This window comes from Actinomycetota bacterium, assembly GCA_040905475.1.
Lineage (GTDB): Bacteria > Actinomycetota > AC-67 > AC-67 > AC-67 > DATFGK01.
Genome location: JBBDRM010000155.1, coordinates 51,493 through 78,168 on the forward strand (window position 1 = coordinate 51,493; position 26,676 = coordinate 78,168).

Annotated in this window: 30 protein-coding genes and 1 pseudogene; 20 read left to right on the forward strand and 11 right to left on the reverse strand. The window is 67.3% G+C overall.

Going from position 1 to position 26,676, the window contains the following annotated elements; genetic code table 11:
* Window positions 1-30 precede the first annotated feature (30 nt).
* From WEB06_19165 to WEB06_19205, 9 genes are read left to right on the forward strand one after another with little or no spacing between them, the layout of a single operon-like run.
* Window positions 31-1,164, forward strand: coding sequence for a 4Fe-4S dicluster domain-containing protein (locus WEB06_19165; GenBank protein ID MEX2557738.1), 1,134 nt, complete (start codon window positions 31-33; stop codon window positions 1,162-1,164).
* Window positions 1,151-1,663 carry a cyclic nucleotide-binding domain-containing protein gene (locus WEB06_19170; protein MEX2557739.1) on the forward strand — a complete coding sequence of 171 codons (513 nt, stop codon included), beginning with the start codon at window positions 1,151-1,153 and terminating at the stop codon, window positions 1,661-1,663. The genes WEB06_19165 and WEB06_19170 overlap by 14 nt, the downstream gene beginning before the upstream one ends.
* Window positions 1,546-2,412, forward strand: a complete 867-nt coding sequence (locus tag WEB06_19175) for an FAD/NAD(P)-binding protein (protein ID MEX2557740.1) — start codon at window positions 1,546-1,548, stop codon at window positions 2,410-2,412. Before WEB06_19170 ends, WEB06_19175 begins: the two co-directional genes overlap by 118 nt.
* Window positions 2,412-3,191, forward strand: coding sequence for an oxidoreductase (locus WEB06_19180; protein MEX2557741.1), 780 nt, complete (start codon window positions 2,412-2,414; stop codon window positions 3,189-3,191). Before WEB06_19175 ends, WEB06_19180 begins: the two co-directional genes overlap by 1 nt.
* Complete coding sequence (locus WEB06_19185) at window positions 3,175-4,473, forward strand: Ni/Fe hydrogenase subunit alpha (protein MEX2557742.1); 1,299 nt, start codon at window positions 3,175-3,177, stop codon at window positions 4,471-4,473. The genes WEB06_19180 and WEB06_19185 overlap by 17 nt, the downstream gene beginning before the upstream one ends.
* On the forward strand, window positions 4,470-4,967 hold the full coding sequence (locus WEB06_19190) for a hydrogenase maturation protease (GenBank protein MEX2557743.1): 498 nt from the start codon (window positions 4,470-4,472) through the stop codon (window positions 4,965-4,967). The genes WEB06_19185 and WEB06_19190 overlap by 4 nt, the downstream gene beginning before the upstream one ends.
* Entirely contained in the window at window positions 4,964-5,203 is a 240-nt protein-coding gene (locus tag WEB06_19195; protein MEX2557744.1) for a HypC/HybG/HupF family hydrogenase formation chaperone, read from the forward strand. Before WEB06_19190 ends, WEB06_19195 begins: the two co-directional genes overlap by 4 nt.
* Window positions 5,200-6,144 (forward strand): EamA family transporter, encoded by a 945-nt coding sequence (locus WEB06_19200; GenBank protein MEX2557745.1) that lies wholly within the window; start codon window positions 5,200-5,202, stop codon window positions 6,142-6,144. The genes WEB06_19195 and WEB06_19200 overlap by 4 nt, the downstream gene beginning before the upstream one ends.
* On the forward strand, window positions 6,141-6,905 hold the full coding sequence (locus tag WEB06_19205; protein MEX2557746.1) for a DUF6390 family protein: 765 nt from the start codon (window positions 6,141-6,143) through the stop codon (window positions 6,903-6,905). The genes WEB06_19200 and WEB06_19205 overlap by 4 nt, the downstream gene beginning before the upstream one ends.
* Here the strand turns inward: WEB06_19205 and WEB06_19210 are convergent.
* Genes WEB06_19210 through WEB06_19230 form a run of 5 tightly spaced genes read right to left on the reverse strand, consistent with a single transcriptional unit; the run spans window position 6,878 to window position 9,913 of the window.
* Entirely contained in the window at window positions 6,878-7,624 is a 747-nt protein-coding gene (locus WEB06_19210; GenBank protein ID MEX2557747.1) for a TlpA disulfide reductase family protein, read from the reverse strand. The two genes, WEB06_19205 and WEB06_19210, sit on opposite strands and share 28 nt — an antisense overlap.
* On the reverse strand, window positions 7,621-8,226 hold the full coding sequence (locus WEB06_19215; protein MEX2557748.1) for a disulfide bond formation protein B: 606 nt from the start codon (window positions 8,224-8,226) through the stop codon (window positions 7,621-7,623). Before WEB06_19215 ends, WEB06_19210 begins: the two co-directional genes overlap by 4 nt.
* A 4-nt stretch (window positions 8,227-8,230) precedes the next feature.
* Entirely contained in the window at window positions 8,231-8,677 is a 447-nt protein-coding gene (locus tag WEB06_19220) for a universal stress protein (GenBank protein MEX2557749.1), read from the reverse strand.
* Between the two features lie 25 nt (window positions 8,678-8,702).
* Window positions 8,703-9,392 carry a CBS domain-containing protein gene (locus WEB06_19225; protein ID MEX2557750.1) on the reverse strand — a complete coding sequence of 230 codons (690 nt, stop codon included), beginning with the start codon at window positions 9,390-9,392 and terminating at the stop codon, window positions 8,703-8,705.
* Window positions 9,389-9,913: a hypothetical protein gene (locus WEB06_19230; GenBank protein MEX2557751.1), complete on the reverse strand. Its 525-nt coding sequence runs from the start codon at window positions 9,911-9,913 to the stop codon at window positions 9,389-9,391. The genes WEB06_19225 and WEB06_19230 overlap by 4 nt, the downstream gene beginning before the upstream one ends.
* A gap of 159 nt (window positions 9,914-10,072) precedes the next feature.
* Between WEB06_19230 and WEB06_19235 the strand changes: the two genes are divergently transcribed.
* Window positions 10,073-10,315: a heavy-metal-associated domain-containing protein gene (locus tag WEB06_19235; protein ID MEX2557752.1), complete on the forward strand. Its 243-nt coding sequence runs from the start codon at window positions 10,073-10,075 to the stop codon at window positions 10,313-10,315.
* A gap of 14 nt (window positions 10,316-10,329) precedes the next feature.
* Here the strand turns inward: WEB06_19235 and WEB06_19240 are convergent, their stop codons facing one another.
* Window positions 10,330-10,965, reverse strand: coding sequence for a response regulator transcription factor (locus WEB06_19240; protein MEX2557753.1), 636 nt, complete (start codon window positions 10,963-10,965; stop codon window positions 10,330-10,332).
* 40 nt (window positions 10,966-11,005) lie between these two features.
* Entirely contained in the window at window positions 11,006-12,613 is a 1,608-nt protein-coding gene (locus WEB06_19245) for a GAF domain-containing sensor histidine kinase (protein MEX2557754.1), read from the reverse strand.
* Between the two features lie 165 nt (window positions 12,614-12,778).
* On the opposite strand from WEB06_19245, the gene WEB06_19250 reads away from it, so the two are divergent.
* A complete protein-coding gene (locus WEB06_19250) occupies window positions 12,779-13,411 on the forward strand; it encodes a response regulator transcription factor (protein MEX2557755.1) in 633 nt (210 codons plus the stop codon).
* Window positions 13,412-13,427: 16 nt separating this feature from the next.
* Here WEB06_19250 and WEB06_19255 read toward each other — a convergent pair whose 3' ends face one another.
* Entirely contained in the window at window positions 13,428-13,730 is a 303-nt protein-coding gene (locus WEB06_19255; protein MEX2557756.1) for a hypothetical protein, read from the reverse strand.
* 198 nt (window positions 13,731-13,928) lie between these two features.
* Here WEB06_19255 and WEB06_19260 point away from each other — a divergent pair, with 198 nt between their 5' ends.
* The 4 genes and pseudogenes from WEB06_19260 (at window position 13,929) to WEB06_19275 (ending at window position 16,015) form a co-directional block, all read left to right on the forward strand.
* Window positions 13,929-14,213, forward strand: a complete 285-nt coding sequence (locus tag WEB06_19260) for a hypothetical protein (protein MEX2557757.1) — start codon at window positions 13,929-13,931, stop codon at window positions 14,211-14,213.
* 182 nt (window positions 14,214-14,395) lie between these two features.
* A complete protein-coding gene (locus WEB06_19265) occupies window positions 14,396-15,049 on the forward strand; it encodes a hypothetical protein (protein ID MEX2557758.1) in 654 nt (217 codons plus the stop codon).
* 217 nt (window positions 15,050-15,266) lie between these two features.
* Window positions 15,267-15,356 (forward strand): annotated as a pseudogene (locus WEB06_19270) (DUF4389 domain-containing protein).
* 125 nt (window positions 15,357-15,481) lie between these two features.
* Window positions 15,482-16,015, forward strand: a complete 534-nt coding sequence (locus tag WEB06_19275; protein MEX2557759.1) for a flavodoxin domain-containing protein — start codon at window positions 15,482-15,484, stop codon at window positions 16,013-16,015.
* Here WEB06_19275 and WEB06_19280 read toward each other — a convergent pair.
* Window positions 15,999-18,704 carry a GNAT family N-acetyltransferase gene (locus tag WEB06_19280; GenBank protein ID MEX2557760.1) on the reverse strand — a complete coding sequence of 902 codons (2,706 nt, stop codon included), beginning with the start codon at window positions 18,702-18,704 and terminating at the stop codon, window positions 15,999-16,001. The two genes, WEB06_19275 and WEB06_19280, sit on opposite strands and share 17 nt — an antisense overlap.
* Before the next feature lie 118 nt (window positions 18,705-18,822).
* Between WEB06_19280 and WEB06_19285 the strand changes: the two genes are divergently transcribed.
* Genes WEB06_19285 through WEB06_19295 form a run of 3 tightly spaced genes read left to right on the forward strand, consistent with a single transcriptional unit; the run spans window position 18,823 to window position 22,505 of the window.
* The gene (locus tag WEB06_19285) at window positions 18,823-19,428 is read left to right on the forward strand and encodes a CBS domain-containing protein (GenBank protein ID MEX2557761.1); all 606 of its coding nucleotides are present in this window, start codon (window positions 18,823-18,825) and stop codon (window positions 19,426-19,428) included.
* A 21-nt stretch (window positions 19,429-19,449) separates the two neighbouring features.
* Window positions 19,450-22,077, forward strand: coding sequence for a cation-transporting P-type ATPase (locus WEB06_19290; protein ID MEX2557762.1), 2,628 nt, complete (start codon window positions 19,450-19,452; stop codon window positions 22,075-22,077).
* Window positions 22,035-22,505 carry a universal stress protein gene (locus tag WEB06_19295; GenBank protein MEX2557763.1) on the forward strand — a complete coding sequence of 157 codons (471 nt, stop codon included), beginning with the start codon at window positions 22,035-22,037 and terminating at the stop codon, window positions 22,503-22,505. The genes WEB06_19290 and WEB06_19295 overlap by 43 nt, the downstream gene beginning before the upstream one ends.
* Before the next feature lie 82 nt (window positions 22,506-22,587).
* Here WEB06_19295 and WEB06_19300 read toward each other — a convergent pair whose 3' ends face one another.
* Window positions 22,588-22,779, reverse strand: coding sequence for a hypothetical protein (locus WEB06_19300; GenBank protein ID MEX2557764.1), 192 nt, complete (start codon window positions 22,777-22,779; stop codon window positions 22,588-22,590).
* 309 nt (window positions 22,780-23,088) lie between these two features.
* Between WEB06_19300 and WEB06_19305 the strand changes: the two genes are divergently transcribed.
* On the forward strand, window positions 23,089-24,357 hold the full coding sequence (locus WEB06_19305; protein ID MEX2557765.1) for a multicopper oxidase domain-containing protein: 1,269 nt from the start codon (window positions 23,089-23,091) through the stop codon (window positions 24,355-24,357).
* Between the two features lie 32 nt (window positions 24,358-24,389).
* Window positions 24,390-25,718: a multicopper oxidase domain-containing protein gene (locus WEB06_19310; GenBank protein ID MEX2557766.1), complete on the forward strand. Its 1,329-nt coding sequence runs from the start codon at window positions 24,390-24,392 to the stop codon at window positions 25,716-25,718.
* Window positions 25,719-25,721: 3 nt separating this feature from the next.
* Here the strand turns inward: WEB06_19310 and WEB06_19315 are convergent, their stop codons facing one another.
* On the reverse strand, window positions 25,722-26,567 hold the full coding sequence (locus WEB06_19315) for an LLM class F420-dependent oxidoreductase (GenBank protein MEX2557767.1): 846 nt from the start codon (window positions 26,565-26,567) through the stop codon (window positions 25,722-25,724).
* Window positions 26,568-26,676: the final 109 nt, after the last annotated feature.

The following is a 26,676-nucleotide window of genomic DNA, read 5'->3' on the forward strand; positions in this document are numbered from 1 at the left end:
GATACCCGGCGCGGAGGCGAAGTGGATCCTGTGCGCGTGATCGACCGCCCCGGTCTAGACGCGTTGATCGCCGCGCTCCGGGACCGCGGGTACACGGTGGTCGGGCCCACCCTCCGCGAAGAGGCGATCGTCTACGACGAGGTCCGCTCGATCGCCGACCTTCCCGCCGGCTGGACCGACGAGCAGGAAGCCGGGACCTACCGGCTCCGTCGCCGCGACGACGACGCGCTGTTCGGCTACGCCGTCGGGCCGCACTCGTGGAAGAAGTTCCTGTTCCCGCCGAGCACCTTGCTGATGCGCGCGCGGCGCGACGGAGATGGTTTCGTCGTCGAAGAGAACGCGCGGGAGGATCCGGCGTTCGCATTCCTCGGGGTGCGGGGATGCGATCTCGCTGCGATCCGCGTGCAAGACCGGGTCTTCATGGGGCCGTACCGCGACCCCACCTACTCCGTCAGGCGGGAGCAGGCCTTCATCGTGGCGCTCAACTGCGGTACGTCGAGCGGGACCTGCTTCTGCGTGTCGATGGGGACGGGCCCGAAGGCCGGACCAGGCTACGACCTCGGGCTGACCGAGCTGCTCGACGGAGGTGAGCATCGGTTCCTCGTCGAGGTGGGAACCGATCGGGGCGCCGAGCTGATCGATGAGATCGCGAACCGGCCGGCGCTGGAGTCGGACGAGAGTGAAGGAGCGGCGGTCGTCGAACGCACCGCCGCATCGATGGGCCGTGAGATGCGCACCGACGACATCAAGGAGCTGCTCTACGGAAACTACGACCATCCGCGGTGGGACGACGTCGCGTCCCGGTGCCTCGCGTGCACGAACTGCACGCTGGTGTGTCCGACCTGCTTCTGCAGCTCGGTCGAGGACACCACCGACCTCACCGGCGACCACGCCGAGCGGTGGCGATCGTGGGATTCGTGCTTCACGATGGACTTCTCGGAGCTCGGCGGCTCGGCGGTGCGCGGCTCGACCCGCTCGCGGTACCGGCAATGGATGACGCACAAGCTCGCGACGTGGATCGACCAGTTCGGGACGTCGGGGTGCGTTGGCTGCGGCCGCTGCATCACCTGGTGTCCCGTAGGGATCGACATCACCGAGGAAGTGCGCGCGATCCGCGAGCACCCTGCCTCACCCGGGGAGGTGGCGACCGATGACGACCCGTGAGATCCACGATCTGCTGAAGGATCACCCGTTCTTCGAAGGCCTCGATCGGGAAGCGATCGAGTTCATCGCCGGCTGCGGCTCGAACGTGCACTTCGCCGAGGGGCGCTATATAGCGCGCGAGGGCGATCCCGCGGGTCTCTTCTACGTCGTCCGATCAGGACTCGTCGCGCTCGAGATCTCCTCGCCCGACCGCGGCCCGCTCGTCGTCGATACCGTCGGCGAAGCGGAGATCCTGGGTGTTTCCTGGCTTTTCCCACCGTACCGCTGGCAGTTCGACGCGCGTGCGGTGGAGCCGGGCCAAGTGCGACGAAGATCCTCGCCTCGGATACCAGCTCACGCAGAAGCTCGCGCACGTGATGAGCGCCCGGATGCAGTCCGCTCGTGTCCGGCTACTCGATCTATACGGACATGCTCGATCGAGCTGAGATCGCCCCGGCGCCGATGCTGCCCCGGCGCTTCCGGGTCGCGGCGAAGCGCCGGCAGACTGCGGACACCGTGACGCTCGGCCTCGAGCCGATCGACGGAGAGCCGTTACGTTTCCGACCCGGACAGTTCGACATGCTCTACGCGTTCGGTGTCGGCGAAGCCCCCATCTCCTTCAGCGGAGCGCGTGGCGCACGCGTCGAGCACACGATCCGAGCGGTCGGTGCCGTGACGCGCGCGCTGTGTGCCGCGCGACGAGGCGCCGTCCTCGGACTTCGCGGCCCGTTCGGGACCGGCTGGGACCTCGAGTCGGCCGAGGGCGCCGACCTGGTCATCGCCGGCGGCGGCATCGGCCTCGCGCCGCTCAAGCCGGTCGTCGAGGCGATCATCGCGCGCCGCAAGCGATACGGCCGCGTCGCCGTCCTGGTGGGCGCCCGCTCGCCGGACCTGCTCCTGTTCCGGCGAGAGCTGGAACGGTGGCGTGGACGCTTCGACATGGACGTCGCGATCTCCGTCGACGGCGCGACGCCGGACTGGCGCGGTAACGTCGGACTCATCACGGATCTGATCCCGCGAGCGCGGTTCGACCCGGGCTCCGCCGTCGCGATGCTCTGCGGTCCCGAGGTGATGATGCGTTTCGTCGCCGCGGCGCTCGGTGATCGCGGTCTGAACCCGTCGTCGATCCACGTATCGATGGAACGCAACATGCGGTGCGCGATCGGACACTGCGGGCACTGTCAGTTCGGACCGACGTTCGTCTGCAAGGAAGGACCCGTGTACCCATACGAGATCGTGGCGAGACTGATGGCCATCCGGGAGATCTGATGCCCAAGGCCCCGAAGCTTGCCGTCTGGAAGTTCGCCTCGTGCGACGGCTGCCAGCTGACCGTACTCAACCTCGAGGACGACCTCCTCGCACTCGCCGGCACGGTGCAGATAGCGCATTTTCTGGAGGCGTCGAGCGCGGCCGTGCGCGGACCATACGACGTGTCCTTGGTGGAAGGCTCGATCACGACCCCGCACGACGCGGAGCGGATCAAGGAGGTCCGGAAGGCGTCGCGCATGCTCATCACGATCGGCGCCTGCGCGACCTCCGGCGGGATCCAAGCCCTGCGCAACTTCCGCGACGTCGAGGAGTTCACCCGCATCGTGTACGCGAAGCCGGAGTACATCGACACGCTCGAACACTCGACGGCGATCGCCGACAACGTCAAGGTCGATTTCGAGCTGCGCGGCTGCCCGATCGACAAAGGGCAGCTCGTCGAGGTGATCACCGCCTATCTCGCCGGCCGTAAGCCCACCGTGAGACCGCACAGCGTGTGCGTCGAATGCAAGCGCCGGGGCACCGTGTGCGTGATGGTCGCGCGCGGAGAGCCGTGCCTCGGTCCGGTGACGCAGGCCGGTTGCGGCGCCCTGTGTCCTTCGTACGCGCGCGGGTGTTACGGCTGCTTCGGGCCGATGGAGTCGCCGAACACCGCTTCGCTCTCGGGCCGGCTCATCCAGCTCGGGGTCACGCGGAAGAACATCGCTCGTGTCTTCCGAACCTTCAACGCCGACGCGGCGGCGTTCCGGGAGGAGAGCGACGCGAATGACGCACGCGCGTAACCACACCCTGCGCGTCGGCGCGCTCGCCCGCGTCGAGGGCGAAGGAGCGATGCTGGTCCGCGCCCGGGGCGGCCGCGTCGAACGCGTCGAGCTGCAGATCTACGAGCCGCCCCGATTCTTCGAAGCATTCCTCCGCGGCAGAGGGTTCACCGAGGCGCCGGACATCACGGCGCGCATCTGCGGGATCTGCCCGGTCGCATACCAGATGAGCGCCTGCAACGCGATGGAGGACGCGTGCGGCGTCGCGGTGAGCCCCCAGATCCGCGACCTGAGACGCCTGCTCTATTGCGGCGAATGGATCGAGAGTCACGCGCTCCATATCTTCTTGCTGCACGCGCCCGACTTCCTCGGATATCCGAGCGCCATCGCGATGGCGGCCGATCACCGCGACCTGATCGAGATGGGTCTTCGGATCAAGAAGGCCGGGAACGAGATCCTCCGAACCGTCGGCGGCCGGTCGATCCACCCGATCAACGTCCGCGTGGGCGGCTTCTACCGAGCGCCCACCCGCCACGAGATCGGCCTTCTCGCCGAACCCCTGCGCCGCGCCCGCGACGAGGCGCTGACGACGGTGCGCTGGACGGCCGGCCTCGAGTTCCCGGATTTCGAGCAGGACTACCTGTTCGTCGGGCTCCGCCACCCCACCGAGTACGCGGTCGTCGACGGCCGTTTGGCGATCGGCGACGACCTCGAGGTCGATGTATCCGCCTTCGACGAGCACATCGTCGAGGAGCAGGTGCAGCACTCCAACGCCTTGCACGCTCGTCTGCGCGATGGCCGGCGCTTCATGGTCGGCCCCCTCGCCCGGTACGCGCTCAGCCGCGACAAGCTCGCTCCGATCGCACGCGAGGCGGCTTCGGAGGCCGGCCTCGGACGCGTCTGCCGCAACCCGTTCCGGAGCATCGTGGTGCGGGCGGTCGAACTCCTGCACGCATGCGACGAGGCGACGCGGCTCATCGAGGGGTACGAGGAGCCGGAACGTCCGGCCGTCGAGGTGCCACCGCGGACCGGGACCGGCCACGGCGCGACCGAAGCGCCCCGGGGCACGCTCTACCATCGCTACGCGATCGCCGCCGACGGCGAGATCACGGAAGCACGGATCGTGCCCCCGACCTCGCAGAACCAATCGCAGATCGAAGACGACCTCCGCGCGTTCGTGGAGCCGCGATTGGACCTGTCGCACGACGAGCTGACCCACAGCTGCGAGCAGGCGATCCGGAACTACGACCCGTGCATCTCCTGCGCGACCCATTTCCTCGATCTGCGAGTGGAAAATCTATGAGCCACGACGGAGAAGCCGCCGACATCGGCCGGGTCGTAGTGATCGGCGTCGGGAACCCATTCCGCGGCGACGACGGCGCCGGCATCGAAGCGGCGCGCCTCCTACGCGGCCGCCTTCCGAACGGCGTCGAGGTCATGGAACAGGACGGCGAGCCTGCCGGCTTGCTCGATGCGTGGCACGACGTGCGGATCGCGTACGTCATCGACGCCGTTCGCGCAGACGGTCTCGTTGGTGAGATCTATCGGGTCCAGATCGACCGGACCGCCGGTACGACCTTGCCGGCGTCGCCCCGCCGCGACTCGTCCCACGCGCTCGGGCTCGGGGACGCGGTGGAGCTGGCCCGCATCCTCGACCGGTTGCCCGGCCGGCTCGTGCTCCTCGGGATCGCAGGGGCCCATTTCGAGGCGGGCGACGCGCTGAGCACCCGCGTTCACGCAGCGGTCGAGCAGCTCGTCGAGACGCTCGTCGAGGAGGTATCCGCTGCATGTGCATGAGTGATCCCGCCCTCGTACTCGAGATCGATGCGGCCGGAGAAGAAGCGCTCGTCGAGATGCGGGGGCAGCAGCGGCGCTTGTCGGTGGCCCTTCTCACGCTGGAAGGCACGCCGGTCGCTCCCGGCGACTGGGTCCTCGCGAGCGCCGGGATGGCCGTCGAACGCATGGACGAGAGTGATGCAAAGGAACTGGCGGCTCTCATAGCGCAAGCCCGTGACCAGGAGGACCGGCCATGAATGGACTGGAGCGGATCCCGCGTACGCGGGGCTGGGGTCTCGCGCTCGCGTTCGTCGCGGCATGCATCAGCGGGGTCGCCGTGTTCGTGAACAGCGAGTACGTCGGCAAGGTCCGCGATGCCACGGTGTACACGACGGCGAAGAACATGGTAGCCGCATCGGTCTTGCTTGCCCTGCTGGCCGCCGGAAGACGCCGACGGTCGGCGCCACGACACCGCGAAGCGCGACCAGGGTTCGCGGCATGGGCCGGCCTCCTGACGCTGGGCGTCGTCGGAGGGAGCGTGTCGTTCGTGCTGTTCTTCGAGGGGCTCGCCCGGGCCGACTCGCCGCTCCGCGCGGGCTTCATCCACAAGACGCTCGTCGTATGGGTTGCGCTGCTGGCCGTGCCGCTCCTCCGCGAGCGCATCACGGCGCTCCACGCCGGCGCCATCGGACTGCTGATCGCCGGACAGATCGCGCTGGTCGACGGGCTGGGATCGCTGCGCCTCCACGAAGGCGAAGCGATGGTCCTCGCGGCGACGCTGTTGTGGTCGGTTGAGTTCGTGGTCGCGAAACGGCTCCTGGCCGACGTCGGATCCTCGGCGGCCGCGGCGGCCCGGCTCGGCATCGGCGTGGCCATCCTGATCGGCTACGTGACGGTGAGCTCCCGCTTCGACGACCTGGCCGGCATGAGCGCCCAGGAATGGAAGTGGGTCCTCGTCACCGGCGCGATCCTGGCCGGCTTCGTCGCCACTTGGTTCGCCGGGCTCGCTCGTGCGCAGGCCATCGACGTAACGGCGGTGCTGGTGTTCGGCCAGATCGTTACTTCGGCGCTCACCTCGATCGTGAAAGGAGATCCGATCGGCCCGAACCTGAACGGCCTGGTCTTGATCGGGATCGGCGTCGTTGCGGTCGTCATGGGATCGCTTCGGACGCGCGGGACGGTGACGGCCTCGCCGTGACCGCCGGCGCGATCCGGTTCTGCCGCTACGCATACGCGCCGAACGCGCTCGGTTACTGCGGTCCGGAAGACGCTCGTGCCGTGCTCGAACACGGCGCGGCCGGAAGGGCGGCGGGACCAGATCTGGTGCGGCTCGCGCGTGGCTTCGAGGGCGCGTGGCCGTACCTGAGTCTGATCGCGACGGCCAACGGGATCGCCGATCCGCTCGACGACCGCGTCGTCGAAGCCTATTGGGTTGGGAACCGTCTGCTCCGAAGGGTCGAGACCGTCGACCTCGGACGGTTCGTCGAGGAGCTTTTCAAGCCGCGTATGGGCCGGCGGTGGGCGGCGCTATCGGACACGCCGATGAACGGGAGCGTCCCGCACCACAACTTCCACGTCTTCGTGGTGTATCCGTGGGTGGGCATGCTGCGACTCGGCCGCTCCGTTGAGCCGCTCCGTGTGCTCGATCGCTGCCGGATCAGGTGGGGCACCGTCGAGCAGATCGAGGATGCAGCCGTATTCGTCCGGTCGCGTCCACTCCTGTTCGACGGCGTGGCCCTCGCGCTCGGCGGGCCCAGGATCGAACGGGCGGTGGGCTCGATCGACGGGATGGGTTTCGTTACGGATCTGCGACCGGGCGATCGCGTATCGATGCACTGGGACTGGGTGTGCGAGCGCCTCAGCGCTCACGCTCTGAGCACGTTGAAGCGCAACACGGATCGAGCGCTCGACGCGGCGAACAACGTGCTCCGTCACCCGGCAGGTTCCGTGCTCGCCTGAGCCCCCAGCATCTCGAGGGCGCGTTCCAACCCCGCGCCGCCCAGTTCGGCTTCCAGTCGGCCGGCCACGCGACCCGTCTCATCGAGGAACACCCAGAACGGAGTGCCGTGCAGGCCGAAGGCCCGGCCGACGCTCGAGTCCTTGTCGTCGACGAGCGTGGGGACCGGCCACCCCTCCTCTCGGAGCCACCTACCCGGCGGGAAGTTGGGTTTACTCGCATCCGCCCAGGTAGACACGGCGTACACGTCGACTCCCTCCACCATCCCGTGATCCTTCCACCACGAGACGAGTGCGGGAACGTCGTTACGGCAGTGCGGACACCAATGCGCAAGGAACACCACGACCTGTGGTCGCCCGGTCGGAGCAATGACCACCTCACCGCCGCCGAAGTCCGTGCCCCGAACGACGGGCGCCTTCATCCCGATCGCAGGATCCCCCGCCGCACGAGCGAAGGACGGAAGTGATCCACCGTCGATCTCGACCGCCGCCCACGACGGAGGGGCATCGCCGCCGCCCCCGCCGAGCGAAAGGATCGCGGCCACCATCCCGAGCGCGACGACCGTCGCGCCGACCGCGACCATCGGGGATAGCTTGCGTCTCCGACGGCGCGGGGTCCGTTTCGCCGTGTGGACGGGGCGAGCGCCGCTCGCCGGACGCCGACCCTGTCGCACCCGGGCCTTGCCGTGACGCTTGTTCTTGGTCTTCGTTGCCTGACTCATGCCCGCACCGTTTCCTTTCGACGAGCTTCCTGTTCGGCGTCCCCCGGCAAGACGGGGATGTCGTTCGGAGGGCGTGCGATCACGAGGAGCGTCGCGATCAACGCGGATGCCGAGAGCGCCATGAACGGGATAGAGATGTAGTGGAACTGCCACACCCACGTGATCGTGCACGGCGCCTCTGCGGCGCACGAGAGCCTTCCCTGTCCGGGGAATCGTTGCAGCTGATAGTGGTAGGCCGAGATCGCCGCGGTCGCAAGCGTCAGCGGCACCGCGTAGCGTCGGATGCCGGTGTCCCGTTTCAGTGCGGCGATGCCGAGGATGAGCACGAGCGGATAGATGCCGATCCGCTGATACCAGCACAGCCGGCACGGGACGTACCCGGCGACCTCGGAATAGAAGAGGCTTCCCGCGGTCGCGGTGACCGCGACGAGCCACGCGAACGGCAGAGCAGCGGGCGCGATCCAAGCGCGCGTTTTCCGGGCGACCTCCGCGGCGGCGCCCGACCATCGGCCCGCCAAAGCAAGGACGACGGCGCCCACGACGAACAGATCGGCCGCCACGGTCAGCATCGCGAAGAAGAGCGAGAAGGGGCGGACGTCCATAGGTCTACCGCTTCTCGGCGGGGACGACGACGACCGGCTGACGGGCGTGATGGGTCAGCTGCTGGCTCACGCTCCCGAGCAACAGACCCTTGAAGCCGCCACGACCCCGGCAGGCCACCACGATCAACTTGGCGCGTTCGCGATCCGCCGTCGCCATGATCACGTCGGCCGGACTTCCTCGCTCGACGAACGAGCGGTAAGGGATCTCCCACTTTCGGAGCAGCGCACACCACTGATCATCGAGGATCACTCGCAACTCCTCGATCAGCGCTCGATCGTCCACGACCACAGGCAGAGCGGGGGGTGTGTTGATGATCAAGGGCACAGCGTGCACGGCGACGATGTCGGCATCGAGGTCACGAGCGAGCGTCGCCGCCCACTCGAGAGCACGCTCGCCGTCTTCGGATCCATCCAGTCCGACCACGATCCGGCTCACTCGCATCGCATCCATCTCCTCTCGTCTTTCCGGCGTCTCCTCAAACGCCCGCGTGCCGCCGTTGAACCATGGGATCCTTCTCCCGATACTCCAGGTCCGTCACCACGTCCACAACGCCCTCGACGCCGCGGACGATCGCCGGCGCCACTTCCACGTCGCTTTCCCGGAACACCGTCCCATGCAGGGTGACTATCCCGTTCTTCGCGAGTACCGTCACGTCGTTTTCGGGCGGCAGGAAGAAGGTCCGGTCGAGGATCTTGCGAACCGCTTCCTGCAGCGCGGAGTCGCTGCGATGGTAGATCCAGAGCAAGTCGTGTCGGGACACGATCCCCACGAGCATGCCCTTCTCATCCACGACGGGAAGCCTCTTGACGCCGTGCTCGAGCATCGAGCGAGCGGCGAACCGAACGTGGTCCTGCGGTTCCACGGTCTTCACGCCGGTCGTCATCACCTGGCCGACCGTCGTACCTTCCGCCTTGCGCCTCCAGCCCGCGACGGGATCGAGAAGCGCGGTCGCAAGCGCCCTGAGCAGCCGGTTTCCTGAGGTCCGCGGGTACGCCTCTTTGCTGATGAGGTCGGCTTCCGTGACGATCCCCACCAGTCTTCCGGTGTCGTCCACGACCGGGATCCCGCTGACGTCGGCCTCGAGCATCAGCTCGGCCGCCCTCTTGAACGGCTCGTATTCCCCGATGGTCTTCACCGACGTCGTCATGATCTCGTCGACCCTCATGGCTCCCTCCTCTGGCCCGAGTTGAGGACCCCATCCTCGATCGGGACATCCGCCGTGATCGCCGCCGCGATGCGTTCGATGAAGGCTTTGACACTCGCTTCGGCGACGCGGTGGAGCATCGTTCGGTCGAGCGCGCGGCCGAGGATGCCGAGCGGCGGACGGTATGTTCCGCGGAAGACCAGCTGGGTCAGCTCCGAACCCATCGCGGCGAGCATGAGGTCGCCTTCCATGCGAGGAAAGAGCACCCGCGCCCCCGTGGCTTCCCAGACGAGCGGGATCGTGACGTCGGACTCCGCACGCTTCGGGTGCCCCACATCCAGACGCACGGTCTTCGCGAGCAACCGGGGATCGACACCGGGACCGATACGTGCCCTGATCTCCTCGCCTTCCCGGTACGCGGCGCCGGCCAGCTCTCGCAAGCCGCCCAACGCTTCGGTCAGCCGCGCCTCGGCGCGGCCGTACGGTACGGCCAGGGTAACGAAGTAGTAGATGAACATGGTCGCGCCCTTGGGCGATCTCACCTCCTTCGGTTTCGGCCTAAGCGTCGGCCTCATCGGGCGAACAAGACAGGGCCGTCCGCCCTCGTCCGGTGGGGCCACAGGACCCCTCGTTGGACGGGCGGACGGCCCTGGCGGGTGCACGGACGAGGGGGCATCGTGGCACCAGAGAGGAGGCCCGAGATGACACAGACGCTCGATCGTCCGAAGGGCTACGAGAGTTTCGTCGTGCGCAACATCCATTGCACGAGCTGCGCCACAACCCTGCAGCGCACGGTCGCATCTCTCCCGGGAGTGCAGAAGGCGGAGGTCGACCCGGTGATCGGATGGACGCACATCGATTTCGACCCCGGCATCGTGACCGGCGATGACCTCCTCGGCGCCGTCGAGGCAGCTGGCTACGAGATCGTCAGAACCTGGGATTGACCCTAAGAGAGGGATCAGGAACCGGGCGGAGTGGTGCGTCGCGCGAGGTAGGCGGCCGCTTCGGCCCGTCGTGATACCTCAAGCTTGGCGAGGATCGCGGAAACGTAGTTCTTGACCGTCTTCTCGGCGAGCTTCAACGCCTCGCCGATCTCTCGGTTCGTCTTTCCCTCAGCCACAAGAGTGAGGATGCGCTCCTCTTGGGGCGACAGGCGCGCAAGCTTCTCGTCCTTGAGCAGATCCTTGGTCTTCCGCAACCGGTCCAGGATCGCGCCGGTCACCGATGGGTCGAGCAGCGACTTGCCGTCGGCGACCGCCCGGATCGAACGGACGAGCTCGTCCCCCTTCACCTGTTTGAGGACGTAGCCCGACGCCCCGGCCATGATGGAAGCGAAGAGCGCCTCATCGTCGGCGAACGAAGTCAGCATGATGACCTGCATCTCCGGGCGCTTCGCGCGGATCTCCCGGGTTGCTTCGATCCCGCTCCCGTCCGCCAGGCGGACGTCCATGACGATAACGTCCGGCCTTCCGATCCCGGCGCGCTCGACGGCATCTGCTACCGAGCCCGCCTCCGCGACCACGGTCATCTCACCCGTGGACTCCAGCATCGCCTTGAGCCCTTGCCGCACGACCTCGTGATCGTCCACGAGCATGACGCGGATCAGACCGGCGCTCTTCTCGCTCAAATTCGCCTCAGATCGGGATACGGACGCGGACCCAAGTGCCGCGGCCCGGCTCCGACTCTATCTCCAGATCCCCGCCGAGTGATTCAGCCCGGTCCTGGAGATTGGGGAGCCCTTGCCCGCGCCCCATCACTTGCCCCAGCTCGAACCCTTTGCCGTTGTCGGCGATCTCGAGCAGGGCGGCGTCCCCGGCCATGTTCAGGCTCACCGTGATGTGGTCGCAGCCGGAGTGGCGGACCGCATTGGAGATCGCTTCTCGCGCGGCGGACAAAACGTCCGACGCCCGCCCCGCGAGCTGGGAAACGGCTCCGTCGTCCGAGTACACGTCGATCTCCGCTTGTGATCCTTTGGCAAAGCCCGCAGCGAGGTCGCGAAGCGACCGGTCGAGCTGCCGGTCTGCGGCGACCCCCGGCCGCAGACCGAAGATGTAGTTGCGGAGGTCGCGGATGACGCGGTCGATGTTCTCGACGGCCTGGACGAGCCGTGCCTCCATCGCCGATGGGTCGTTCACGATCGCGAGGGAAGCCTGGAGCGCCATCCCCTCCGCGAACAAGGATTGGATCACGTCGTCGTGAAGCTCCTTCGCGATGCGTTCCCGATCCTCCACAAGCGCCAGGCGCTGCAGCTCCCCCTGGATGCGGGACTGCTCGAGCGCGACCGCAGCCTGTGCGGCGAAGGTACGGACCACGCTCGCATCTTCCTCGGTGAATCCCCGTCCACCATCCCTATTGGCCACGGCGAGCGTGCCGAAGACGCGGTCTCGGACCGCCAGCGGCGCGAAGACCGCCGGCCCCATGTCGCCCAGCTCCACGAGCGGTTGTGGGAGATGCGGATCGGCCGACAGATCGTTCGGTTCCGGGCCTTCCCCCTTCGCGATCAGCTCCGCCGAAAGAGCAGCTTCCCCCGGGAACGTGCTTCCCTCGAGCAGGTCCGCGCGCTCGCCGACCGCGACGCGAACCACGAGTTCGCTGCCCCCGGGGATCGGCGTCGCGATGGTGGCCACCGCGGAGTCGACCAGCTCCCGCGCCCGCGCGGCGATCAATCGCAGCACCTCGTTTGAAGGACGCCCTCCGAGGATCGCCTGAGTGATCTCGTTGACCGCCTCGAGACGCCGCTGACCCATCTGCGCAGCGTGGTAGAGCCGCGCATTCTCCACCGCCACGGCGGCTTGGGCGGCGAGCCGGATCACCGCCTCCTCGTCCGACTCGGAGAACTCGGGTGCACCTCGCTTCTCGGTGAGATACAGGTTCCCGAATACCCTCCCACGGATGGCGATCGGCACCCCCAGGAACGAGGTCATCGGCGGGTGGTTCGGGGGGAAGCCGACCGACCGAGGGTGATCCTGGATCCGTTTCAATCGCAGCGGCTGCGCGTCCGTGATGAGAACGCCGAGGATCCCTCGTCCGATGGGGAGCCGGCCGATCGCATGGCGTTGCTCTTCCGTGATGCCGTGCGTGACGAACTCTTGGAGGGTACCGCCATCCGGCGCGATGACGCCGAGCGCTCCGTAGCGAGCGTGGGCGACCTCTGCCGACAACTCCACGATCTTCTGAAGCGTGGCGGGAAGGGACAGGTCCGACGTCAGGGCAAGCGCCGCCCGAACGAGGGCATCTTCCATGCTTGTGGCAGCATCCCGGGTCATAACGACCTCAGCGTATCAGCGGGCCGGTCGGCCTCATGGCGAGGGGTCGTTCGGCCTGGATGACCGATGCCGGCGGCGAGTACGGTCGCCGTGGGAATGGAGGTGTTCGTTCTGAGCGCAAGGCAGAAAAGGCTGCGCGTGATGCTCGTGGACGATCACGAGGTCGTACGCAACGGCATCCGCGCGCTGCTCGATTCCCAGGAAGACATGAAGGTCGTCGGCGACGCGGGGACGGTGCGAGAGGCGGTCGACCTGGCCGACCTATGCAGGCCGGACGTCGTGGTGATGGACGTCCGGCTCCCCGACGGAAGCGGCGTCGAGGCAACCCGTGACATCCGGTCCAAGCGTCCGGAAACGAAGGTCGTGATGTTGACCTCCTACGCGGACGATGAAGCCCTGTTCGCCTCGATCGCGGCCGGCGCGTCCGGATACGTCCTCAAACAGGTCCTGGGGAACGACATCGTCGCTTCGATCCGGGCCCTCGGCGCCGGGGAGACGCTTCTGGACCCCGGCCTGACCGCATCGGCGATGGATCGGATGCGCAAAGGGAAGCATCTCCTCGGCGATCCTCGCCTTGCGCGCTTGTCGCCTCAAGAAGAGCGGGTCCTCGAACAGATCGCAGAAGGAAGGACGAACGGCCAGATCGCCCTGGCCCTCGGACTGGCCGAAAAGACCGTCAAGAACTACGTTTCGAGCGTCCTGATGAAGCTCGAGGTTGGGCGTCGCGCCGAGGCCGCCGCATACGTCGCTCGCCACGCAACCGTCGAAGCCTGATCGCGAGGCCGGCCGCTCAGAAAGAACAGGTTCGGGCGCGCAGCACGTCGTCCGCGCCTGCGGTATCGAGAAGGTCCTTGGTCGTCCGATGGGCGACGAACCAGCGCATCGCCTCCGGGCCGAGGCGGGACGGCAGATCCAAGACGAGAAGCCCGCAGCGGCCTTTGGCTTCGTCGAAGTATCCACACGAGGCCGCGCCACAGTGATCCGCGCTCTCATGGGGCGCCAATCCGCACAGCGTTCCCAACACTTCAACCAAGCGAGCCCGCTCTGCGAATGTCTCCTTCATGACATCGGCTCCGGCTGCGAACGTAATCATGACCGCTCACCCCTCTTCGTCCCATCGACGATGCGGCTCAGCATTGAGACGCGCTAGGGCCCTTCGCCCGCGCCGTTTCGGGCCGGATGGAGGCGGCCTCCAGAAGGGACCGTGGAGAAAGGAGGCTAAAGGCCCTACTGCCGGACGTCGTGGCGTCTCAGGATCGAACCAAGGATCACAAGGTTGGAGGTGAGCGCCATGGCATGGTTCCGACGCATAGCACTCAAACCCGAAGGCGCTCCGGCCTTCGTTCAGTGCCCCGGATGCAGCTTCGACTTCGTCACGGGGGAGGGAACTCGATCCTGCAGCTGGTACGAATGCCCGTACCTGCCCGAGGAGTACAAAGTCTTCTGCCCCGGGTGCAACTACAACTTCGCGACCCGCGAAGGGAACCCGCACTGCAGCGACCCGCCGTCGTGCGACTTCGCCGCGGAGGGGTACCGGCACGCCCGGCTCGCGCGTAAGAGATTCGGCTCTCTCTGAGGGCGGGTCGATGTCCGGTTCGCCCCGTTCGGGACCCCCGGGAGGGGCCGTTCGGCCCGGACGAGACCCGGAAGAGCATCCCGGCACGAGGCTGTTCGGCCCCTGGCGGAGGTGTTGCAGACACATAGCCTCATGTACGAGGCCCGGTCACGGAGGATCGGGCGAGGAAAGAGGAGGAAGCCATGAAGCGTCGCACGTTCGACCTGCTGATGACGACGGGGGGAGCAGTCATCGTCGTCGTGCTCCTCGTCGCGGGAGCGTTGCTGTTCGTCGGGTACAACTTCGCCAACGACAACGTCACCCAGCAACTGAGTTCCCAGCAGATCTTCTTCCCCAAGGCGGACAACCCAGGTTTGAAGGACGACCGGATCGGCCCGTACATCTCGCAGTACGCGGGCAAGCAGCTCACGACCGGCGCTCAGGCGCAGGCGTACGCCGACCACTACATCGGTGTGCACATCGCCGACATCGGTGAAGGTACCGACTACGCGGGGAGTACGTACGCGGAACTCGGCACCGTCCAGGGTGGAATCAGGGCTCAGATCGCCACAGCTGAGACCAACAAGGACCCCGGGCTGCCCGCGCTGGAGCAGAAGCTCGCCGACGTTACGGCGGCTCGCGACACCGTCTTCAAAGGCGAGACCCTCCGCGGTCTCCTTCTCAACGCTTATGCGTTCTGGAAGGTCGGACAGATCGCCTTCATCGCCGCGATCGCATCCTTCGTGCTCGCCGGCGCGATGGGGATCTTGACGATCCTCGGCTTCTGGCACCTGCGCAAGGTGTCTCACGTCGAGGAGGTCTTCGTGCCGCGGACGGCACACCCGGCAGGAGTCTGATCCTCTAGAACGCACCAAGGCATCTCCGTCGGGCCGGGGAGCACTCCCGGCCCGACGCTCGTCCGTCCCGCCTTCACGCGCTGGGCCGGTCGGCCCTGATCATCCCGTCCCCCACCGGACAGAGTGGTCTCGGAAGATCGACCCGATCGAAGAGGGTGACCACGATGTCGACGATGGCAGACACACCGGCGTATCCGGCTCGCGTGGAGGCGCAGCTCCGGAGCCGGTCTTCGATGTCGTGCTCGGCCTCAACCGGTGGGTGTTGCGCGTCGCCGCGTACGCCGGACTCATGACCGACGAATCGCCGGACTCGTGACGGGCTCGGAGGTCGTGTTGATCTGGCTCGCGGTCGTCAACGTCGGACTGTGGATCCTCGCGACGGCGCGGCACGCCCTGGAGACATGAATTGCCGCGACGCGAAAGGAGAAGGTCATGAAGGTTCTTGTTACCGCAGCATCGAAACACGCTGCGACGGCCGAGATCGCCAAAGCCATCGGTGAGACGCTGACCTTCCGTGGCTTCGAAGTCGCGGTTCTGCCCGTCGAGGAGGTCGCCGAGGTCCGAGACGTGGACGCGGTCGTCATCGGCAGCGCCGTATACGCCGGGCATTGGCTCAAGCCGGCGAAGGAGTTCGTCACGCGAAACGCACACGCATTGTCGACGCTCCCGGTCTGGCTGTTCTCGAGCGGACCGGTCGGCAACCCACCGAAACCCGAAGGCGACCCCGCCGATGTGGCCGAGCTCGTCGAAACGATCCACCCACGGGGGCACCACGTGTTCCCCGGCCGTATCGAGCGCGGCCGCCTGACCCTGCCGGAGCGGGCCGTGACGCGTGCACTCCGTATCCCGGACGCGGATTCCCGGGATTTGCACCGCATCCGCGGATGGGCGGTACGGATCGCAGCCGAGCTCGAGATCGAGGCGCCGGTCGTGAAGGAAACGCAGCTCGCTAAAGCGGACGCCTAGCGCCCAGTGGCTCCCGGGGCGGCGCGAGATCGACACGGATCCGCGCGTCGACGACCACGGCGCCCTCGGGATGAACGATGGCCGGGTTCAGATCCATCTCCGCGATCTCGGGATGCGCCTCGACGAGAGAACTCACGCGAAGAAGAACCTCCTCGAGCGCCTCGACGTCGGCCTTCGGCGCGCCGCGGTAGCCGTCCAGCAGCGGATAGGTAGACAGGGAATGGATCATGTCGTGTGCGTCCCGGTCGGTGAGCGGCGTGATGCGTACGCGAACGTCCTTCAAGAGCTCGACCGCGGTTCCTCCGGCGCCGCAAGCTACGACGGGTCCGAAGACGGCGTCGTTGACGACCCCGACGAGCATCTCGACGCCGGAGGGCGCCATAGGCTGGATCAGGAAACCGTCGACCTCGCCCCCGCCGTCGACGATCCGAGCACGCATCTCGCGCGCCGCCTTCTCCACGCTCGTCGGGCCCTCGAGCCCGAGAAGCACGGCACCGGCCTCGGTCTTGTGAACGAGGCGCGGTGCTACCGCCTTCAGCGCCACCCGACCTCCGAGCTCTACCGCGACGCGTCCGGCTTCGCGGGCGGTGCGAACGATGCGAGACTCGATGATCGGAAGGCCGTAGCACTCGAGGATCCTCGCGACCTGCTCGGGTCCCAGCCATCCGGGCCCGTCGCCGAGAGCACCGGCGATCACCGAGGCGGCCTCGTCCACGCGCAGGTCGTCGTACTCGACGAACCGGCCTTCCGGTGTCGCTTTCCAAACGCCGTACGCCACGGCGCGAGCGAGCGCGCGCGCGGCGTCTTCGGGGAACGCGTACGACGGGATGCGTACACGCTCGTCGCGCAGCTGTTGCGGCACGCCTCGCGCCGACATGAAGACGCAGAGAACCGGGATCGGACGGGGGAGCTCCTCGACCGCCGCGCGGATCGCGACGGCTGCGTCTTCGGCTCGCGTGACGAGCGGTGGGATGAAGATGACGACGAGGGCATCGATCCCCTCAGACGCGGCGAAGATCCCGAGGGCACGCCGATAGTCCTCGGCCGAAGCGGACGCGATCATGTCCACCGGATTCCCGAACGACGCCTCACGAGGCAGGAACTCCGCCAGTTGCCGGCGCACGTCCTCATCGATCGGCGGCACCACCAAGCCGGAGGCTTCACAGGTATCGGCGCAAAGGATCGCCGGCCCTCCGGCGTTCGTGAGGATCCCCACGCGATTCCCCGCGGGCGCCGGCTGATTCGCCAGCAGGGTCGCGACGTCGAACATCTCCGCCAGCGTGTCCGTCCGGACGACGCCGGCCTGCCGGAACAGCGCGTCGACGGTGACGTCCGAAGCTTGCAGCAACGCTCCCGTGTGCGACGACGTGGCCCGGGCGCCGGCTTGGGATCGTCCGCTCTTGACCGCGACGATGGGTTTTTCGCGTGCGATCCGGCGAGCAAGGCGCGCGAACTTCCGTGGATTCCCGAACGACTCGAGATAGAGAAGGATCAGATCTGTTTCCTCGTCGTCCGACCAATACTGGATGAGGTCGTTGCCCGAGATATCGGCTTTGTTTCCCACCGAAACGAAGGACGAGAGACCGAGCCCAAGCGTGGACGCGTAGTCCATGACCGCGAGCCCCAACGCGCCCGACTGTGAGAGGAATCCGACCCGGCCGTGAGGTGGGAAGGTGGGCGCGAAGGTGGCGTTGAGACGGACCTCGGGCGCCGTGTTGAGGATGCCCATGCAGTTCGGTCCGATGAGGCGCATCCCGGAATCGCGGCAGACCCGCAGAAGCTCGCGCTGACGCTCGATCCCCTCCTCGCCGACCTCCGCGAACCCGGATGAGATGACGACCAGCGCGCGCACCCCTTTCCGTGCGCACTCGAGGGCGGCCTCGACGACGGCCGCGGCGGGCACGACGATCACGGCCAGATCAAGCGGGCCGGGAACGTCCTCGACCGAGCGGTAGGCGATGATCGACTGGACCACCTCCGCTTTCGGGTTCACCGGGAAGACGGGACCGTTGAACCCATCGGCGACGAGGTTGTGCAGGATCTCGCCTCCGATCGTGCCGCGCCGACGGGACGCGCCGACGACGGCGACCGAGCGGGGTGCGAGGAACGTCCGCAACGCCGCGACTGCGGCCGTCTGCTCGCGGCCTTCGAATCGCTCACGCGCTTCCGCCGTCAGCTCGGTTGGGAACTCGAACGCGATCTGCCCGGGCTCGGAGCGCATCTGGATGGGGAATCCGATCTCACGGAAAACATCGATCATGCGGTGGTTCTCGGCGAGCACCTTCGCTTCGAACACCGCGATCCCGTTCGCCGCGGCCGCCTCGGCGAGATGACCGATGAGGATCGTCCCGAGGCCGTGTCCCTGAAAGTCGTCGGCCACCTCCAGACCGATCTCGGCGCGGTCGCTCTCCGTGCGGATGTACGACGCGTGAGCGGCAACCCGGGATCCAGGACCGATCGTCACAACCAGCCCGAACCGATCGCGATGATCGACGTCGACCGACCATCGCGCCATCGATTCCAGATTCACGCCGCCGGAGAAGAATCGGAAGATGACGGCCTGCTGAGACAACCCCTTGAGAAATGCGAGCATCCCCGGTTCGTCCTCGGGGCGTATCGGCCGGACGTGAGCCGTCGAACCGTCGCGCAGGACGACGTCGGCCTCGCGATCCGAGGGAAATGTGTTCACGTCACACTCTCCGCCTTTCGGACCCGCGATCGAAGGGCCGGAAGTCCCTTACCCATCCTGCCACTCGGCCTGTCGATCGGGGAAGTGGGCGGTTACGGTTGGATCGGAGGTGGGTCCGATGAAGGCGAAGGACATCATGACGACCCCGGTCATCCAAGTCACGCCCGGGGCGAGCCTCAAGGAGCTGGCCGGACTCCTCGTCGACAACGACATCAGCGCCGTTCCGGTGGTCGACGATACGGGCGACCTCGTGGGCATCGTGACCGAAGCCGATGTCGTCACCCTCCAGGCAGATCCCGACCCGAGACGGCACCTCATCCCGATGCCCCGGCGCGAAGGCCCGATCCCCGAAACCGCCGGCCAGGTGATGACCCGCGACGTGATAACCGTCACGCCGGACGCCGACGTCACCGACATCGTTCGCCTCATGCTCGAAGATCGCATCAAGCGGGTACCCGTCGTCGAAGGATCGCGCGTGGTCGGCATGCTCAGCCGGAGAGACGTCCTCAAGGTCCTCGCCCGCAGCGACGCGAGCATCGAGGCGGAGCTGCAGGATCGTCTGGACGACGAGGTAATGCTCCTGGGTCGCTTCGCGGCCTCTGTTGCGGACGGCATCGTGACGCTCACCGGCCCCGATGACGTCTCGGCGCGCAAGCTCGTCGAGCTCCTTGCCCGAAGCACGCCGGGGGTGGTCGCCGTGCGCTTCGCCGACCCTTCCCCGTAACTTTCGTACGAGAGGTCATAGATGCAGACGACCGAATCGGTGCCGGAGGCAAACGTCCGCCCGATCGCGGAAACGAACCTTACGGAAGCTGTTCGGCGGGGCCTGGAGCCGGCGGAAGCCCTCTCGCGGCTCGGCCGCTTCGGCCGCAACGAGCTTCCCCCGCCGCGGCGAGAGGGTTGGTTCCACCGAGCCGGGCGACAGTTCCTCGAGCCTATGGCCCTCCTCCTCCTCGCGGCCGCGGCCGTAACCTGGTTCGGCCTTGGAGAGCGGGTGGACTCGCTAGCGATCCTCGCCATCGTCTCGGCGAACGCGACGATCGCATTCGTCCAGGAAGGCAAAGCCGCGAACGCCCTGGAGGCGCTCAGGAAGATGGAGACCCCCAGAGCGGTTGTGCGCCGCGGCGGCCGGGTCGAAGAGGTACCCGCAGCCGACGTCGTCCCCGGAGACGTCGTCCTGTTGACCGCCGGCGACCGGATACCGGCGGACGCCCTCGTCGTCGATGCCCATTCGCTCGAGGTGGACGAATCGATGTTGACCGGGGAGTCGCTCCCCGTCGCGAAGGATCCCGGCGCCGTACGCGTCGACGGCGCCGGTACCGGCGAGCAACCCTGGATGGTGTTCTCGGGAACGCTCGTCGTTCACGGCTCGGGAGCGACCGTCGTGACCCGAACCGGCGCGGACACCAGGTTCGGCGCGATCGCCAAAGGACTCGACGAGCGCGAGCCTCAGACACCGCTGCAGCGAGAGCTCCGCCGGTTGACGGGGAGGCTCGGCGCGGTTGCGGTCGGCGTTGCCTTCGCGGTCTTCGGCTTGACGATGCTTCGCCTGGGATTCACGGCGGACGGGGCGGAGCAGGCCTTCTTGTCTGCTGCGGCGCTGGCCGTCGCGGCGGTGCCCGAAGGGCTCCCGACCGTGGTCACGGTTGGTCTCGCTCTGGGGGTCAGGCGCATGGCCGGACACGGGGCGATCGTGCGCCGTCTCCCCGCCGTGGAAACGCTCGGCTCGACCACAGTGATCCTCACCGACAAGACCGGGACGCTGACCGAGAACACGATGCGCCTCGATTCGATCTGGGCATCGGGATGCTTCGCCGGCGCGCTCGAGAACTTGCCCGACGCCGTCGCCGATAGCGTCGCTGCGGTCCTTGCCCTCAACAACGACGCAACGATCGATCCACCGACCGGGGATCCGATGGAGATCGCGCTCCTGCGCGGCGTCGGCCGCGAGAGATGCGAACGGATCCGTGCCGGGAGTCCACGCCTCGCCGTGGTGGGATTCGACTCCACGCGCAAGCGCATGACGACCGTCCACGCCTTCGGCTCGAAGGCACTGATGACGATGAAAGGCGCGCCGGAGGTCGTCGTGCCCCTCTGCGGTCGGATCATGTCGGGAGCGGATGAGCTCCCCCTGACGGACGAGGCCGCGCGGGCGGCGCTCGAAACGGCCGAGCGCGCGGCAGCGACCGGATCCCGCGTGCTCGCCCTCGCCCGGAAGGTTGTCGACACCGTCCCGGGCGACCCCTCCTCAGCCGAGCACGATCTCGTCCTGGTGGGATTGGCAGCGCTGCGCGACCCGGTCCGCCCCGAGGCCGGGGGTGCCGTGGCCGAAGCGGCCGCGGCCGGCCTCCGGATCCTGATGGTTACCGGCGATCATCCCGGCACCGCTCGAGCCGTGGCGGCGGAGGTGGGCATCGCTTCTTCCGACGTCCCTGCGGTCACCGGCTCGGATCTGCGTGCAGCCGGGATCCCGGACGACCCGCTGAGCGCCTCCGTTTACGCACGCGTCGATCCCGACGAGAAGCTCGCGCTCGTCGTCGCGCTTCAGAAGCGAGGTCAGGTCGTCGCCGTCACCGGCGACGGCGTGAACGATGCGCCGGCGCTCCGGCGGGCCGACATCGGCGTTGCGATGGGGCGTTCGGGGAGCGACGTCGCCCGTGAGGCGGCCGACATGGTGGTGACGGACGACAACCTCGCCACGATCGTCACCGCCGTCCGTGAGGGTCGCGGGATCTACGACAACATACGGAAGGTTGTGGAGTATCTGGTCGCAGGCAACCTTTCGGAGATCCTCGTCGTCGTGACCGGCCTCGTGTTCTTCCCCGGGCTCGGCGTGCCGCTCCTGCCGCTCCAGCTTTTGTGGATCAACCTCCTCACCGATGGGTTCCCTGCGCTCGCACTCGGGATCGATGCGGTAGATCCCGGCTTGATGGCTCGTCCGCCGCGCCCGCGCGCCGACCATCTGCTTTCGCTCCCCAAGCTCGGCCGCCTGCTCGCCCGTGCCGTACTCATCGCGGGCGCGGCCGTGGCAAGCCTGATGATCGTGCGCTTCGCGTGGCACGAACCTTGGATCCAGGCTCGTTCCACGATGTTCTCGGTTCTCATGACGGCGCACCTTCTCTACGCATACGCGGTTCGGCACACCAACGGCGGGCGGCGCGTCCGGTGGAACCCGTGGTTGCTTGGAGCCGTGGGAACCGGGATCGGGCTACAGGTGCTCGTGGTCGGTCTGCCGGCGCTGCAACCCGTTTTCGGAACGGTGTCCCCCACCCTGAGAGAATGGGCGCTGGTTGCCGCGGCCGGGATCCTTCCGGCGTTGATCATGACGGTGTGGCGGACGACCGGCCGGGCGAGTGGGGGAAGGGCCGCATGAAGGTTCTGATCGCAACGGATGGTTCCGAGGCCGCCACCGCAGCCTGCCGGATGGCCGCCCGGATCCTCCAGCAAGACCGGGACGAGGTTCGCCTGCTGACCGTGCTCTCGTATCACCTGTACCCGGGTTCCCTCGTACCCGGCGAGAACGCGCCGGGAGAACGTGAGGCCACCGCGCGGGTACGCGATGAGGTCGAGCGCGCCACGCATGGCGGACGCGTGGCCCTCGAGCAGGCGGGTTTCGGTCCGACGGTCGCTCACCGGTTCGGGAACCCGACGGACGAGATCGTCGCCGCCGCCGAAGAATGGCAGCCGGACCTGATCGTGCTCGGCCGCCGCGGCGTGGGCGGGCTCGACCGCCTCCTCGGCAGCGTCTCCGAGCACGTCGTGCGGCACCTCAAGAAGACCGCGGTCATCTTGGTGCCGTAACGGCTTTCGCCCCTGCCCCAGAGGTCCCGCGCGAGATCGAGCGCCTGCGCTGACCGTCCGCCGCGGTGATGGGCCTGCCGGCTCAGTTTCTCTGTTTGCGTGTGCCGGCAGCGCCGCCGCCCAGAAGGATGCCTGCTCCGAGCACGAAGCCGAAGTTGTACCAGTTCCCGCTGTTGTGGATCTCGTAGACGTTGACCGAGTCGACGAACAACGAGATGAAGAACGTGATCGGGGCGATGATGCCCTGCCAGAGCCCGAGCCAAAAGCCTGCCACGTCGCCGCTCGGGTCCGGGACGCTGCGCTGGAGGTTGGGCCCTGCCGCTCAGCTCGCGAGGGCCAGTGAGAGGATGACCAGAGCCGGAGCCTGCCCGGTCCCGGCCGCGGGAGTGAGCGTGAGCTTCACCTCATCACTCTCCTTTCATTCGCCGGAAACGATAGCGCGACCCCGAGCGGGACGGCGGCCTCGCCCCCCGGTCCGTCCATATGCAGGGCGCATCGGCCCATCGCGGACGGGCCGGTCGACCCTGGCCCGAACGTCGCTTCTGCCCGAATCTCGATGGCGAACCCTTCGAGGAGGAACGACATGGATCATCGAAAGCGTGCGCTGGAAGTCGTCGTGGCGCTGTCCGTTCTGACCCTGCTGATCGCCTCTTGCAGCGGCACCGACGGTAGGGCCGGCGAGCCGTCGATCGTTCACGTCTCCCTGGGAGACTTCACGATCACCGCGATCGGAGAGGCGAAGGCCGGGCCGGTGCGCCTCCACGTGCAGAACGACGGAAAGGTCCCCCACGCGATGGCCATCGACGTCGCCGGAAGGACCTATTCGACGCGGGAGCTCGGCACGAGTTCGTACGACACGATCGACATCCGCTCTCTTCGGGCCGGCACGTACACGCTGTGGTGCACCATCGCAGGGCATCGAGGGGCCGGCATGGAGAGCACGCTCACCGTGACTGAGGCCGCCAAGTCGCCGGTCGCGACTCAGACCGGTGCGATGACCTCGGCAGAGATCGATCGGGCGCACGAAGCCGGGATCAAGGCCTTCCCCGCCAAAACGCAGGGCGTCGGCGGTCGAGTCCTCCAACCGACCCTCGTCGACGGGTTCAAGGTCTTCGACGTGACCGCCAAGGCGATCCGGTGGGAGGTCTCCCCGGGCCAGTTCGTCGACGCGTTCGCCTACAACGCCCAGATCCCCGGCCCCGAGATCCGGGTTCGCAAGGGCGACAAGGTCCGGGTGGTGCTCCATAACCTGCTCGAGGAGTCGACCAGCGTCCACCTCCACGGCGTCACTCTGCCAAACGCGATGGACGGCGTCCCCTACATCACGCAACCTCCGGTTCAGCCGGGCCACTCCTTCACCTACGAGTTCACCGTCGTCGACGAGCCGGGAACGCACATGTATCACTCGCACCACAACGCCACGATCCAGGTGGGCAAGGGGCTGCTCGGCGCGCTCATCGTCGAGCCGGAGCGGAAAGACTGGGATGTCGAGCAGACGATGGTTCTGGGCGACGGACCGCTCGGGTACACGATCAACGGCAAGGGCTTCCCGGCTACGGCTCCGATCGTTGCGAACAAAGGTCAAGACATCCTCGTGCGGTTCATGAACGAGGGTCAGCTGCTGCACCCCATGCACCTGCATGGGTTCCATTTCAAGGTGATCGCCGCGGACGGCTTCCCCGTGCCGATGCCGTTCTACAGGGACACGCTGACCATCGCACCCGGCGAACGGTTCGACGTTCTGTTCAAGGCGGACAACCCGGGCGTGTGGGCGTTCCATTGCCACGTGCTCTCCCACGCAGAATCCGAGCACGGGATGCACGGGATGGTCACGGCCGTCGTGGTTCAGTGATGGGTCCGAAGAGTTCGAGGAGGAAATCCAAGATGAAGTCCAAGATCCTGGTACGGATCGCCGCGGGAGCCGGTTTGGCTTTGGCCCTTGCCGCCTGCGGCCCTCAGGCCAGCACCAAAGCGGTCGACTCCGCCTACCGGACCGTCGGGAACGGCTCCGGAAAGATCGTCGAGGTCAACCTCGACGCGATCGAGACGGTCCAAGAGATCGCGCCGGGGGTGAAGTACCGGGTTTGGACCTTCGGCGGCTCAACGCCGGCGCCGGTGATCCGCGTGACCCAGGGAGACACCGTTCGCTTCACGCTCACGAACAAGAGCACGGTGAATCTGTCGCACTCGATCGACTTCCACGCCGCCCAGACGCCGTGGAACGTCAACTACGTCCCGGTCGCACCGGGGAAGTCGCTGACGTTCGATTGGGTGGCGAGGTTCCCCGGCGTGTTCATGTACCACTGCGGCGTCCCACCGGTGCTGCATCACATCGCCAACGGCATGTACGGGGCGATCATCGTCGAACCCAAGGATCCGCTCCCCCGCGCGCGCGAGTACGTCCTCGTGTCGAGCGAGTTCTATGCTGGCACACGGGCCGTCAAGGGAGCGCTCGAAGGCAACGTCGCCGCCATGACGGCCGCCGAGCCGAGCCACGTGGTCTTCAACGGCCGGAGCAACCTGCATCTCGACCAGCCGCTGGTGGCGCGGCCGAACGAGCTGATCAGGCTGTGGGTGATGAACGCGGGCCCGACGCTTACGAACGCCTTCCACGTCATCGGCGCCTTGTTCGATCATGTCTATCCGGACGGCAACCCCACCAATGTGCTCAACGGCATCCAGACGTGGAACGTCGCCCCCGGCGGCGGCGCGATGTTCGAGCTCAGCATCCCCGACGAGGGCCAGTACCCGTTCGTGAACCACTCGTTCGCGTACACGGGGTTGGGCGCGCTGGGTGTGATCAGTGTCGCGAGCGACGCTCCACCGACACCGGAGGACTATCCCGTGTTGGCGAGCCCGTTCGACGGAGGCATCGCGACGGCGAGCGGCACCGTCTCCGGCTCGAGGCCCAAAGCGATCACGCCGGGCGGTGGTGGGTCGAGCGCCGGCGGTCTGACCCTGAAGGCGGCCAACATCGCCTTCGACCCGAAGCAGCTCATGGTTTCGCCCGGTGCAAAGATCACGTTCGCGAACGGCGACCCTCTGGCACACGACTTCACGATCGATGCGCTCAAGCTGAAGATCGCCGTGGAAGCGAACGAGACCAAGGTGTTCACGCTGGACGCGCCGGTTGGCACGTACGAGTTCTACTGCTCGATCCCCGGCCATCGTGACGCCGGCATGGAAGGAACCGTGACGGTCGGGGGCCACTGAAGGCTACGAAACGAACTGCTCGACGGCCTTCGCGTTGCGGTCGAGGAACGGAAGAACCTCGTCGGCGGTTCCGGTCGGCACGTTCAGGATGACTTCGTCGAGCCCGAGCGACGCGAAGTACTCGAGCTTGCCGGGCTCCGGGATCGTGCCCATCGGCACGACGCGGACGCTCGCAGGATCGCGACCTGCGTCCGTCACCGCAGCGCGGAGCGCGTCGAGGTTCTTCGCAACACCCCTCCCACCGATGGGCATCCACCCGTCGCCGTACTCGGCGATGTGACGGAAGAGCACCGGCCCGCCGGCGCCGCCGATCCACACCGGCGGGTGCGGCTTCTGGACGGGCTTGGGATACGCCCACGATGGCTCGATGCGCACGTACTTCCCGTCGAACGACGCTTCCTCCTCGGTCCAGAGCCGCTTCATAGCGAGCACCCGCTCGCGGCCGACCTCACGACGCTCGGGATACGTAACGCCGTGATCCTCGATCTCCTCGACGTTCCACCCGAATCCGATGCCGAACACGAACCGGCCGCCGGAAACGAGATCGAGCGTCGCGACCTCCTTGGCCGTGACGATCGGATCGCGTTGCGCGACGAGACAGATCCCGGTGCCGAGCTTCAGCCTCTGGGTCGTCGCGGCGGCCGCGGTGAGCGCAACGAACGGATCCAGCGTGCGGCGGTACTGCTCGGGGAGCGGCTCCCCCATCGGCGCCGGCGTCGCGCGGCTCGTCGGGATGTGAGTGTGCTCGGGGAGGAACAGCGAAATGAATCCGCGCGCCTCGGCCTCACGCGCCATCTCGGCGGGGCCGATCGAGCGGTCGGTCAGGAAGATCGTGACGCCGAATCGCATCGCCGGCCAGGATACGCCAGCCGGCCGCAGGAGACCGAGCTCCGCCCGAGCTTTTCGCACGTCCCCACCTGGGAAGGAGTTCCAACGACGAGGAGGCGGCCAAACCGCC

Bases quoted from the DNA above. Each gene is read 5' to 3' on its own strand.
- WEB06_19250 (MEX2557755.1), top strand. From the start codon at position 12,779: ATGCTCGTGGACGATCACGAGGTCGTACGCAACGGCATCCGCGCGCTG.
- WEB06_19195 (MEX2557744.1), top strand. From the start codon at position 4,964: ATGAGTGATCCCGCCCTCGTACTCGAGATCGATGCGGCCGGAGAAGAA.
- WEB06_19210 (MEX2557747.1), bottom strand. From the start codon at position 7,624: ATGAGTCAGGCAACGAAGACCAAGAACAAGCGTCACGGCAAGGCCCGG.
- WEB06_19235 (MEX2557752.1), top strand. From the start codon at position 10,073: ATGACACAGACGCTCGATCGTCCGAAGGGCTACGAGAGTTTCGTCGTG.
- WEB06_19240 (MEX2557753.1), bottom strand. From the start codon at position 10,965: ATGCTCGTGGACGATCACGAGGTCGTGCGGCAAGGGCTCAAGGCGATG.
- WEB06_19315 (MEX2557767.1), bottom strand. From the start codon at position 26,567: ATGCGATTCGGCGTCACGATCTTCCTGACCGACCGCTCGATCGGCCCC.
- WEB06_19185 (MEX2557742.1), top strand. From the start codon at position 3,175: ATGACGCACGCGCGTAACCACACCCTGCGCGTCGGCGCGCTCGCCCGC.
- WEB06_19215 (MEX2557748.1), bottom strand. From the start codon at position 8,226: ATGGACGTCCGCCCCTTCTCGCTCTTCTTCGCGATGCTGACCGTGGCG.
- WEB06_19245 (MEX2557754.1), bottom strand. From the start codon at position 12,613: ATGGAAGATGCCCTCGTTCGGGCGGCGCTTGCCCTGACGTCGGACCTG.
- WEB06_19265 (MEX2557758.1), top strand. From the start codon at position 14,396: ATGAAGCGTCGCACGTTCGACCTGCTGATGACGACGGGGGGAGCAGTC.
- WEB06_19170 (MEX2557739.1), top strand. From the start codon at position 1,151: ATGACGACCCGTGAGATCCACGATCTGCTGAAGGATCACCCGTTCTTC.
- WEB06_19305 (MEX2557765.1), top strand. From the start codon at position 23,089: ATGGATCATCGAAAGCGTGCGCTGGAAGTCGTCGTGGCGCTGTCCGTT.
- WEB06_19275 (MEX2557759.1), top strand. From the start codon at position 15,482: ATGAAGGTTCTTGTTACCGCAGCATCGAAACACGCTGCGACGGCCGAG.
- WEB06_19255 (MEX2557756.1), bottom strand. From the start codon at position 13,730: ATGATTACGTTCGCAGCCGGAGCCGATGTCATGAAGGAGACATTCGCA.
- WEB06_19190 (MEX2557743.1), top strand. From the start codon at position 4,470: ATGAGCCACGACGGAGAAGCCGCCGACATCGGCCGGGTCGTAGTGATC.
- WEB06_19220 (MEX2557749.1), bottom strand. From the start codon at position 8,677: ATGGATGCGATGCGAGTGAGCCGGATCGTGGTCGGACTGGATGGATCC.
- WEB06_19285 (MEX2557761.1), top strand. From the start codon at position 18,823: ATGAAGGCGAAGGACATCATGACGACCCCGGTCATCCAAGTCACGCCC.
- WEB06_19260 (MEX2557757.1), top strand. From the start codon at position 13,929: ATGGCATGGTTCCGACGCATAGCACTCAAACCCGAAGGCGCTCCGGCC.
- WEB06_19180 (MEX2557741.1), top strand. From the start codon at position 2,412: ATGCCCAAGGCCCCGAAGCTTGCCGTCTGGAAGTTCGCCTCGTGCGAC.
- WEB06_19290 (MEX2557762.1), top strand. From the start codon at position 19,450: ATGCAGACGACCGAATCGGTGCCGGAGGCAAACGTCCGCCCGATCGCG.
- WEB06_19225 (MEX2557750.1), bottom strand. From the start codon at position 9,392: ATGAGGGTCGACGAGATCATGACGACGTCGGTGAAGACCATCGGGGAA.
- WEB06_19200 (MEX2557745.1), top strand. From the start codon at position 5,200: ATGAATGGACTGGAGCGGATCCCGCGTACGCGGGGCTGGGGTCTCGCG.
- WEB06_19310 (MEX2557766.1), top strand. From the start codon at position 24,390: ATGAAGTCCAAGATCCTGGTACGGATCGCCGCGGGAGCCGGTTTGGCT.